Raw genomic sequence first — 10,689 nt, 5'->3', positions numbered from 1 at the left:
CGGGCCGTTGCACAGGAACACAACACAACAACATAACAACACCACAATGTTGTAACCAGATTTCCCACCCGTACAGGCACGCCTGAACGGGCCGGGTAGAAGGGTTACGGCGGTCATAGCGTGGGGGAAACGCCCGGTCCCATTCCGAACCCGGAAGCTAAGACCCACAGCGCCGATGGTACTGCACCCGGGAGGGTGTGGGAGAGTAGGTCACCGCCGGAACATCATTACAGGTCGAGAGCCCCCCAACCACCAGGTTGAGGGGCTCTCCCACGTTAACCACCCAACCCACAAAACCCTGTGGACCTGCGTAGAGTTGACGTCCATGGATAACCTTTTCAGCCACGCGGATGATGCCCTACCTGTCTCTGTTGAGACCGCAGAGAGCCTGGAAGCCGTCACCTGTACTGTCACTGTGCCGGGGCCGGTGGCCCAGACGTTCACCGGCTTCACGGATCACACGCACCTGTGGTGGCCACTCGATTCACACGGTGTGTACGGGGCAGGATCCTACGTTGAGTTTGAGGAGAACCTCATCGTTGAAACAGCTGACAACGGCAGGACCGCGGTCTGGGGCTCCATAGATGACTGGCAGCCGCCCCTTTCCTTCCACGCGTCCTGGCATCCAGGGACTACTGCTATCTGGTCCACAGAGCTGCGGGTCGCGTTCAGGGCGGTGGAATCCGGGACGGAGCTGCGTCTGGTCCACGACGGCTGGGAAGGTGCGGAGGATCCTGCCGCCACGCGCGCGGCCTATGCTGCTGGCTGGCCGAAGGTGCTGGACCGTTTCGTGAGGTTCATGGGCGGGAACGCACAGGCCTGACGGCCACCTCACAACAGACCGAACTCAGAACAAACCGCGCTCAGAACAAACCGGCCCAGAAATGTTCCGGCCCAGAACAGCTGCAGTCCGGAGCGGACCCTGTTCAGCATGGAACTGCGATGCAGCGTCAGGCCGGCGGTACAGCCGTGCTGTTCCGGACCAGGAACTCTGTGGGGTACTCCCGGTCAGTGGCCGCCGCCGGCGGTGACGTGCCCTTCGCAGGCCGCTTCGCGCCGGCGTCGAGCGTTTCCAGCAGCATGCGGGCCGCCAGGGCGCCCTGGCCGCGCGCATCCTGGTTGATGGTAGTCAGCCCAAAGACCTCACCGAGTTCATGACCGTCCATGCCGATCACGGAGAGATCCTGCGGTACACGCAGGCCGAAGTCGCGGGCAGCGAGGATGACGCCGATGGCCATCTCATCGGAGGCGGCAAAAACTGCAGTTGGCCGCCCGGCCGCGGAGGCCAGGAGGCTGCGGGCACTCGCGTAGGCGCCTTGGATGGTGAAGTCCGCGGACACTACCCATTCGGGGCGGACCGCATGCCCCGCAGCCTCCATTGCAGCTTCAAAACCTGCCCGGCGTATCCCGGGCAGTTTGAAGTCCTGGTTCAGTTCGGCGTTGCCGGTGATGTGGGCGATCCGGGTGTGGCCCAGCCCGAGGAGGTGCTCGGTGGCGGTCCGGGCGAGGCCGGCGTCGTCAATCCTGATGGTGGAGGCGCCGGCCAGGGCGCCGCCGATGCCTACAATTGGACGGCGGAATGCCAGCAGCTGCTTGATTTCGGCTTCGCTGAGGACGAGCGCCACAGTGATGACTGCGTCCAGCCGCTTCCGGAGCAGGAAGTCGGTCAGGACGCTGCGGCGGCGTTCCGGCAGGTCACCCATGTTGTACAGGGTGAGGTCGTAGCCGGCGTCGAGCAAAGTGCCGGACACGCCCTCCAGCACCGACGAAAAGTACCATCGGTGGATGGACGGGACCACCAACCCCACGTTGTGGTTACGGCCTGAAGCCAGGCTGGATGCATGGTAGGACGGGACGAAGCCCAGCTCGTCGGCCGCGGTCTTTGCCAACTGCCGGCTCTTGGCCGACACATTTGCCTTGCCGCTGAGCGCCCGCGACACAGTGGCGATCGACAGCCCGGCGCGGTCGGCAACATCCTTGATGCCAGCAAGTCCCACTAGTCTGCGTCGCCTCCGCCAATCCGCAGCCATGCGGTCTCGCCGGAAGCCAGGAAGTGTGCTGCGCCCGGGTCAGAGTCAGCGCTGCGGACGAGGACACTGCCGGCCGGCATTTCCAAGGGTTCGTGGTTGAGGTTCATGAGCACCAGCGTATCGCCGTTAATGTATGCCAGGGACGAACCGCTGCACCAGTCCTCGGCCCAAGCCAGTGATCCGCTGCCCAAACCCAGCTCACGGCGCAGGGCCAGCATGTTCCGGTACAGGGAAAGGTGCGACGCCGGCGATGCGGCTTGCGCGTCCCGTGCCAGTTCCGCGAAGCTCGCCGGCAAGGGAAGCCAAGGATCCTCGCCCGAGCCAAAGCCCAGGTGCCGCTCTGCAGTTCGCCACGGGAGGGGAACCCGGCAGCCGTCACGGCCCAACCGGGCGCCTCCGGTGCGTGCGAACGTAGGGTCCTGCCGCAGGTGCTCCGGAATATCGATGCCGTCCGGCAGCCCGAGCTCCTCACCCTGGTACAGGTAGGCGGCGCCGGGCAGTCCCAGCATAAACAATGAGGCGGCGGCTGCACGCCGGCGGCCCAGGGCTGTGTCCGGCTGAGGATCCGCCGGACCAATGCCGTCGCCGTCTCGCGGACCGGATCCGTTGTAGCCAAAGCGGCTGGAATGGCGGACTACATCGTGGTTGGACAGCACCCATGTACTGGGGGCTCCCACGGCGTCCAGGGCGGTCAGCGAGTCCGTGATAACACTGCGCAGCCGGTAGACATCCAGTCCGGCGTGCAGGTAGGGAAAGTTGAAGGCCTGGTGCATTTCATCGGACCGGACCCATTCGGCGAGGCGCGGAAGCGGATCCACGTTGGCTTCCGCGCACAGAATGCGGTCCGGGCCGTAGCTGTCCAGGATGAGGCGCCAGGCCCGGAAGATGTCGTGGAGGGCCGGCTGGCCGAACATCGGAGCCTCGTGGCCGGGGAAGCCGTCCGAGCTTCCGCCGTCGGCCCGGCCGCCCCAGGCGGGCAGCCCCGGGGCTTTGACCAAGGCGTGGGCGACGTCCACCCGGAAGCCGGAGACGCCGCGGTCCAGCCAGAAACGGAGCACGCGCTCAAATTCGGCGTGGACGGCGGGGTTGTCCCAGTTGAAGTCAGGTTGGGAGGAATCGAACAGGTGAAGGTACCACTGGTCCTGCCGGCCGTCAGGACCGGTTACCCGGGTCCAGGCGGGGCCGCCGAAGTGGGACTGCCAGTTATTGGGCGGTTCGTGGCCTTCGGGCCCGACTCCGTCCCGGAAGATGAACATGTCGCGTTCCTGGCTGCCTGCAGGGGAGGCCAGTGCTGCCTGGAAAGCCACGTGCTGGTCCGAGCAGTGGTTGGGAACCAGGTCCACGATGACCCGCAGCCCCAAGCGGTTGGCTTCGGCAATCATGATGTCGAAATCGCTGAGGGTGCCGAAGATCGGATCCACGTCACAGTAGTCGCTGACGTCATAGCCGGCATCGCGTTGGGGCGATTTGTAGAACGGGGACAGCCAGACGGCGTCCACATCCAGCTCGGCCAGCTGCGGGAGCTCCGCTGTAACCCCGGCGAGATCGCCGATGCCGTCTCCGTTGAGGTCGCGGAATGATCGCGGGTATACCTGGTAGATGACGGCGGAGCGCCACCAGCCGGGTGAGTTGTCGGCGTCGCGGATGTGGGACAGCCGATCCATCAGCGGGGCGGTGGCGTTAAACGCTGTATCTACAGACATGGAGGACAGCTTAGACCCTAACCGGCGGGAAACTGCAAACGTTTCCACGTCAAGGCATGAAGGTCTACTCACCAGTATGTTACGGATGGTCCGTGCTTGCTGGAAACGCTTACAGCCGGTTGGCAGATGACGGGCCAACGGGAAGCACCGCCCTAGACTGGGGGAGAAGCGCAACGACAACAACGACAAGGAACGGGGAGGCTGCGTGGGCGGCTTGGTTGAAGATCTGGTGGGCGCCCTCGGCGCAGGGCAGGTCAGTACCGAGGAGGAACTGCTCGCGAGGTATGCCGTGGACCAGGCCCCCGTCCTGGATTTCCAGCTGCCCGAAGCGGTAATCTTTGCCAGGTCTGTCACGGACGTACAGGCGGCGGTCAGGCTGTGTGCGGCCCACAATGTCGCCGTTGTGGCCCGCGGAGCAGGAACAGGCGTTTCCGGCGGCGCGCACGCGAGCAGGAACTGTGTAGTCCTGTCCCTGGAACAGATGAACCGCATTCTTGACCTGAACCCGGACGACGAGACCGCCGTCGTCGAGCCAGGAGTGGTCAATGCGGCCCTCAACGAGGCGGCAGCAGAGCATGGCCTGATGTACGCGCCGGATCCGGCGAGCTTTCGTTCCTCCACGATCGGCGGCAACGTTGCCACGAATGCCGGGGGACTGCGCTGCGCCAAGTACGGCGTTACCCGGGACTCGGTGCTGGCGCTGGAGGTGGTGCTGGCCGACGCGTCCCTCATCCGCACCGGCCACCAGACGTTCAAAGGCGTTGCGGGTTACGACCTGACGGGGCTGTTTGTCGGTTCGGAGGGCACCTTGGGAATCGTGGTGGGGGCGACCGTGCGGCTCAAGTATCTGCCCCGTGACGTGCATACCATCGCCGCGTTCTACCCGAACTTCCGGCAGGCCGCCGCCGGCGTCCTGGCTGTGGGCCGGGCCCGGGTGCAGCCGGCCATCATGGAACTGCTCGACGGCGGCACGCTGGCCCAGCTGGATGACCTCCACGGCTCCGACCTGAGTTCACGCGGCCGCTCGCTGCTCCTGATTCAGACTGACGGGTTCGGGGCAGCGGCGGAGGCCGACGTCGTGCGTTCTGTCCTCGCCGCCAGCGGCGCAATAGTGAGCACGGAATCCACGGCGGAAGCCGAGCAACTCGTGGAGCTGCGCCGGAACAGCCGGGGTGTGGAAGTGGATGACGAATACCGCGTCGGCGAGGACGTGGCCGTGCCGCGCTCGCGCCTGGTGGATTACGTGGCGGCATTGGAAGACCTCGCGGCCACGCACGATGTGCGCTTGAAGGTCGTGGCGCACGCCGGCGACGGCAACCTGCACCCCACCTTCTGGATTGACAGGCAGGGCAATGCGGTGGACGCTGACGCCATGAGGCGGCTGAACTTAGCCCTGGATGCCTCCATCGAAGCTGCCCTCGAAATGGGCGGCACCATCACCGGGGAACACGGGATCGGGCAGTACAAACTGCGCTGGCTGGGCCTGGAACAGCCGGAACCCGTCCGGGAGCTCCAGCGCAGGATCAAGGAGCTCTTTGACCCGGCAGGGATCTTGAACCCGGGCAAGGCCATCTAGCTAGAGGCCGGCGCTCCACAAACAAGCACGGTTGTGTTAACACAACCGTGCTACCACCGCTGCCGGGCCCCCGGGGGCAGGTCAGTCGTCGACGTCCGGGTACTCTTCGATGGATTCGTCGGCATCATAGCGGGATTCCTCGGTTTCCACTTCGAGGATCTTCAGCATCGCCGTGTCCGGGTTGAGCATGATGGCGGCCTCGTCCCTGCGGTGGCGCAAGACGGACTCAATATAGGACTGCACAGCCTCGGCGAGCGGAATGTGGCGGGCCTGCTCCTCTGACATATACCAACGGTGCTCAAGCACCTCGTGGACTGCCTCCGCCGGCTCAAGCTTGCCGGACAGGTCGCGGGGGATCGAGCGCACAATGGGCTCGAAGACCTGGCTGACCCAGAGGTGCGCGCTGTATTCCTCGTCCATCCCCGGGTTGTTGTCCGCCCGGAAGGAATCCATGTCATTGAGCAGGCGCCGGGCCTGGTTTTCCTGGGCGTCGAGCCCGGTCAGCCGCAGCAACCGGCGCTGGTGATGGCCGGCGTCCACCACTTTGGGCTGGAGCTGGATGGTGGAACCGTTCTGGGTGGTCTTGATGGCGTATTCCTCGACGTCGAAGCCCAACTCGTTGAGCCTGCGGATACGGGCGCCCACACGCCACCGATCGCCGAGTTCAAAAGATTCCTTCTCCGTCAGTTCCGTCCAGAGACGCCGGTAGCTCTCCATGATGAGTTCGCTGGTGGCCACCGGGTCCACCTTCTCCTCGATCAGGCCGCCATCCAGGAGATCCATCAGCTCACCGGCGATGTTGACCCGGGCAATCTCGAGATCGTACTCCCGCTGGCCGGTGGAGAGATCGGGATACAGCTCGCCGGTTTCGGCGTCAACCAAGTAGGCGGCGAAGGCGCCCGCATCGCGACGGAAGAGCGTGTTGGAGAGCGAGACGTCCCCCCAATAGAAGCCGATGAGGTGCAGCCGGACCATGAGCAGAGCCTGGGCATCGATGAGCCTCGTCAGGGTGTCTTTGCGCAGCATCTGCGAGAACAGGGCCCGGTACGGCATGGAGAACTTCAGGTGGCGGGTAACCAGCACGGGGTTCAGTGGCCGCCCATCCAGGGTGGTCCGGCCCGTGATGACTGCCACCGGTACAACACACGGGACATCCAGGCGGGCCAGCTTCCGGAGCATATGGTACTCGTGGCGGGCCACATGCTCCGATGTTTCCTTGATGGCGATGACGGAGCCGCCCAAGTGGGCGAAACGCACGATGTGCCGCGAAATGCCGCGTGGCAGCGCTGCCAGGTTCTCAGCCGGCCAGTCCTCCAGGGCGATATGCCACGGCAGGTCCAGAAGCTCCGGGTCAGCCGCGGCGGCCGTGATGTTCAGGTTACTGGCGACGCTGGAACTCTTGGCGTCGTTGGCGCTGGCAGCTTCAAACCGAGGGAGTTTGCCGATCTGGCCGTAGTCGGTGGGTTCGTCGTGCCATTGGGCGCTGCTTTCCTCGGTCATGTGCCAATTCTTCCGTACGTAGGGGCGGGGTGCCTAAACAAAGCCAGGAAAGCCACGCTTAAACCACGACGGCGGCCCGTCCGGTAAGGAGGGGCCGCCGTCGGTTGGTGCAGAGCGGTGCCGATCAGGTGGTGACAGCTGGTGCAACCACCGGATTCAGGCTCCGCAACCGGGACTAGCCGCCGAGGCGCAGGCCGGTCTTGGTGTCGAACAGGTGTACATGTCCGGACTGCGGGCGAACGTAGATTGAGTCACCCTTCATCGGGGGTCGGCGGCCGTCGACTCGGGCCACGATGTCGTGGTCCTTGCCGTCCAGCGTGGTGTGGCCGTAGACGTAGGCGTCGGCACCGAGTTCCTCGACGACATCAACCTCAACCTGGAGACCTTCGCCGGCAGCTACCTGCTCGAGGTCCTCGGGGCGGGAACCCAGAGTGACGGTGGCACCATGCGCCTCTTCGAGGACGTTGCGCGGCACGGGGTAAACCGTTCCGCCGAACTGAACCCCGCCGTCGACTACGGGCAGTTCGAGCAAGTTCATGGCGGGGGAGCCGATGAAGCCGGCAACGAAGACGTTCTTGGGCTTGTCGTAGAGGTTGCGCGGGGTGTCAACCTGCATCAGCAGGCCGTCCTTCAGCACAGCCACGCGGTCACCCATGGTCATTGCCTCGACCTGGTCGTGGGTGACGTAGACGGTGGTGACGCCGAGGCGGCGGGTCAGGGATGCGATCTGCGTACGCGTCTGGACGCGGAGCTTGGCGTCGAGGTTGGAAAGCGGCTCATCCATGAGGAACACCTGCGGGTTACGCACGATGGCGCGGCCCATGGCAACACGCTGGCGCTGGCCACCGGAGAGTGCCTTCGGCTTGCGGTCCAGGTATGGCTCGAGATCAAGAAGCTTGGCGGCTTCACGGACGCGTTCGGCGCGCTCTTCCTTGGAAACGCCCGCGATTTTCAGCGCGAAGCCCATGTTGTCCGCAACTGACATGTGCGGGTACAGCGCATAGTTCTGGAAAACCATCGCGATATCGCGGTCCTTCGGCGGAACATCGGTGACATCGCGGTCGCCGATAAGAATTCGACCTGCGTTGACGTCCTCAAGGCCCGCAAGCATGCGCAGGGAGGTGGACTTGCCGCAACCGGAGGGTCCAACGAGGACCAGGAATTCGCCATCGGCGATGTCAATGTTGAGCTTGTCAACAGCGGGCTTCTCTGTGCCCGGGTACAGACGCGTAGCGTTATCAAAAGTAACTGTAGCCACAGTTATCAATCCCTTCACCGGCAGGTACGTGCCGGACGATCCGTAGTGAATGGTTCATGTAATTCAGTTATCCACGGCATTGCAGCCGTGTACTCCCCGGCCGAAGCCGAGGAGTATCACGTGACGCCGCACGGTTCCTGTGCGCCACATCACAACCAAGAGTATGTCAGGTCAATGGCATATTGGTGCAAATGTTACGGAGGTCACACGTGAGGTTGGACATGTCGCCGAGGTTCAGTCAGTGCCGGGCTCTTCGTCGGCCACCACCAGGCTCCGTTCCTGCAGGAGTACTTCGAGCAGTTCCGCGACGTGGGCCGGCGCTTCCACCCGGAACTCGGCCTGGGTGAAGTCCAGGCCCACCTTGACGCCCACATCGCCGGATTCCAGCCGGGCCAGCGCGTCCTCGTCCGTGACGTCGTCGCCGGCGAAGAAGACAGCAGTGGCCCCCGTGATCTGGCGCAGGAACGTCAGGCCCTCGCCCTTGGAGGCGTTGACTACCGACGTTTCCAGGACGCGTTTGCCGTTCTTCAGGAAAACGCCCTTGCGGTCCTGGAGAACTGAACGGGCCGCAGCCACCGCGTCCTCGGCGACATCGTCAGTCGCCAGCCGGGTGTGCAGGACCACTCCTGCGGGTTTGTCTTCGAGCAGCGTGCCCGGTGCCTGCTCAACGATCTCTTCGAGGACGCCGCGGACTTCGGCCAGCAGCAGGCGCTGGGCTGCGTCCAGCGTCAGCTCCGCGGAACCGGGGCCCAGCCATGCCTCGGCGCCATGGCTGCCGATCAGCAGCGTGTCCACCGGGGGTGAGGCGACAGCGCGCAGGCTGGCGAGGGCCCTGCCGGAGAGGAGTGCCGTCGTCGTGCGTGGAAGGGCGGCTAGCCCGGCGAAAGCTGCGGCCGAGCGCGGAAGCGGGCGGGCGTCGTCCGCGCGGTCAACCAGCGGGGAAATGGTGCCATCGAAGTCCAAAGCCACCAGCAGGTGTTCTGTCCGGGCGATCCGCCGGGCGGCCTGCCGCAGTTCGGGGGACAAAGCGAGCGGGCCTTTGGCGGGACGGGCCTCAGGAGTCATCTCGCACAACTTTCTCGTTCAGGGCAGCCAGGAAGTCAGCTGACCAGTGGTCGACGTCGTGCTCCAGGATCTGCTTGCGCATGGAGCGCATACGGCGAGCGGCGTCTTTGGGAGGCAAATCGACGGCCCGCATGATGGTCTCCTTGAGGCCGTCGATATCGTGCGGGTTCATCAGCAGCGCCTGCTTAAGCTGGTCAGCGGCGCCGGCAAACTCACTGAGGACCAGGGCGCCGTCGTTGTTCTTGCGGGCGGTGACGTATTCCTTGGCCACGAGGTTCATGCCGTCCCGCAAGGCGGTCACGAGCATGACGTCGGCAGCGAGGTAAAGCGCCACCATCTCCTCCACAGGGTAGCTATGGTGCAGGTAGCGGACAGCGGTGTTCTGGATGGTGTCATAGGTGCCGTTGATGTGGCCGACGGTTCCTTCGATTTCCTCGCGCAGGAGGCGGTATTGCTCAACCCGTTCGCGGCTTGGGCTGGCAACCTGGATCAGCGTTGCGTCGCCGACCGTTAGCTTGCCTTCGTTCAGGAGTTCCTCAAAGGCCTTGAGCCGGTGCCGGATGCCCTTGGTGTAGTCGAGCCGGTCCACGCCCAGGAGGATGGTCTTGGGGTTGCCGAGGTCCTGGCGGATCTGGCGCGCACGCTCGATGATCTCGGGGTTGTGGGCCAGTTCGCTGATCTGGGCCACGTCGATGGAGATGGGGAAGGCCTGGGCTCTGGCGATGTGCGTGATTTCGCCGTCTTTGCCCTTCACATGCACTTGCTGCTGCTTGACGCTGGCGCCCAGGAACCGGCGGGCGGAGCGCATGAAGTTGCCGGCATCGCTGGGGCGCTGGAAGCCCACCAAGTCCGCGCCCATCAGGCCGTCGATGATGGCATGCCGCCAGGGCAGCTGCGCGAAGATCTCCGGCGGGGGGAAGGGGATGTGGTTGAAGAACCCAATCCGCAGGTCCGGCCGCGCTTGGCGCAGCAGCCGCGGCACCAGCTGCAGCTGGTAGTCCTGGACCCACACCGTGGCGCCCTGACCTGCATGGCGCACGACGGCGTCGGCGAACCTTTGGTTGACCTTGCGGTAGGCGTCCCACCAGGTCCGGTGGAACTCCGGTGGGGCGATGACGTCGTGGTAGAGGGGCCACAAGGTGGCGTTGGAGAAACCCTCGTAGTAGAGCTCAACGTCGTCGTTGCTCAGCTGGACGGGGACCAGGTCCATGCCGCCGTGGCTGAACGGCCCGACGGTTTCGTCCGGGGCGCCGTGCCATCCCACCCACGCGCCGTCGGACTTGGTCATCATGGGGGCGAGGGCAGTCACCAGGCCGCCGGGGGAGCGGCGCCAGCCGGAGCCGTCGTCGCCGCTGTCACCTGGCGCGCAGCGGTCAACAGGCAGCCTGTTGGAAACAACCATAAAATCGTATGTGGCCACGTTGCTGTGGCTGCGTGCGGCGGCGCCGGCGGCAGGTACAGCTGATGGTTTTTCTTGGACGGGTGTTTGCATTGCGGCCCCCTGGGGTTTGCTTGTGCCTTTAAACCACCTTAATGGGATGGAATCTTCACGGCTAT

Annotated in this window: 8 protein-coding genes and 1 rRNA gene; 3 read left to right on the top strand and 6 right to left on the bottom strand. The window is 64.7% G+C overall.

What is annotated here, in order from left to right; all coding sequences use genetic code 11:
- Nucleotides 1-105 precede the first annotated feature (105 nt).
- Both rrf and DAD99_RS05085 read left to right on the top strand, forming a co-directional pair.
- Nucleotides 106-222 (top strand): 5S ribosomal RNA (gene rrf, locus DAD99_RS05090).
- A 103-nt stretch (nt 223-325) separates the two neighbouring features.
- The gene (locus DAD99_RS05085; RefSeq protein WP_193340626.1) at nt 326-823 is read left to right on the top strand and encodes an SRPBCC domain-containing protein; all 498 of its coding nucleotides are present in this window, start codon (nt 326-328) and stop codon (nt 821-823) included.
- A 127-nt stretch (nt 824-950) separates the two neighbouring features.
- Here DAD99_RS05085 and DAD99_RS05080 read toward each other — a convergent pair whose 3' ends face one another.
- Nucleotides 951-1,997 carry a LacI family DNA-binding transcriptional regulator gene (locus DAD99_RS05080; RefSeq protein ID WP_309233205.1) on the bottom strand — a complete coding sequence of 349 codons (1,047 nt, stop codon included), beginning with the start codon at nt 1,995-1,997 and terminating at the stop codon, nt 951-953.
- Entirely contained in the window at nt 1,997-3,733 is a 1,737-nt protein-coding gene (locus DAD99_RS05075; protein ID WP_193340624.1) for a glycoside hydrolase family 13 protein, read from the bottom strand. Before DAD99_RS05075 ends, DAD99_RS05080 begins: the two co-directional genes overlap by 1 nt.
- Nucleotides 3,734-3,938: 205 nt before the next feature.
- On the opposite strand from DAD99_RS05075, the gene DAD99_RS05070 reads away from it, so the two are divergent.
- Complete coding sequence (locus DAD99_RS05070) at nt 3,939-5,309, top strand: FAD-binding oxidoreductase (RefSeq protein ID WP_193340623.1); 1,371 nt, start codon at nt 3,939-3,941, stop codon at nt 5,307-5,309.
- Nucleotides 5,310-5,390: 81 nt separating this feature from the next.
- On the opposite strand, the gene DAD99_RS05065 is transcribed toward DAD99_RS05070, so the two are convergent.
- From DAD99_RS05065 to DAD99_RS05050, 4 genes are all read right to left on the bottom strand, one after another.
- Nucleotides 5,391-6,809 (bottom strand): DUF4032 domain-containing protein, encoded by a 1,419-nt coding sequence (locus tag DAD99_RS05065; RefSeq protein ID WP_193340622.1) that lies wholly within the window; start codon nt 6,807-6,809, stop codon nt 5,391-5,393.
- Nucleotides 6,810-6,984: 175 nt separating this feature from the next.
- Nucleotides 6,985-8,067, bottom strand: a complete 1,083-nt coding sequence (locus DAD99_RS05060; RefSeq protein WP_193340621.1) for an ABC transporter ATP-binding protein — start codon at nt 8,065-8,067, stop codon at nt 6,985-6,987.
- A gap of 234 nt (nt 8,068-8,301) precedes the next feature.
- Nucleotides 8,302-9,132, bottom strand: coding sequence for a trehalose-phosphatase (gene otsB, locus DAD99_RS05055; protein ID WP_193340620.1), 831 nt, complete (start codon nt 9,130-9,132; stop codon nt 8,302-8,304).
- Entirely contained in the window at nt 9,122-10,624 is a 1,503-nt protein-coding gene (locus tag DAD99_RS05050; RefSeq protein ID WP_305072179.1) for a trehalose-6-phosphate synthase, read from the bottom strand. The genes otsB and DAD99_RS05050 overlap by 11 nt, the downstream gene beginning before the upstream one ends.
- Nucleotides 10,625-10,689 lie beyond the last annotated feature (65 nt).

The sequence above is a fragment of the Pseudarthrobacter sp. AB1 genome, assembly GCF_014926485.1.
Classification (GTDB): Bacteria; Actinomycetota; Actinomycetes; order Actinomycetales; family Micrococcaceae; genus Arthrobacter.
Note: the sequence above shows the minus strand (reverse complement) of the source record. Positions and strands in the feature narration are given on the sequence as shown.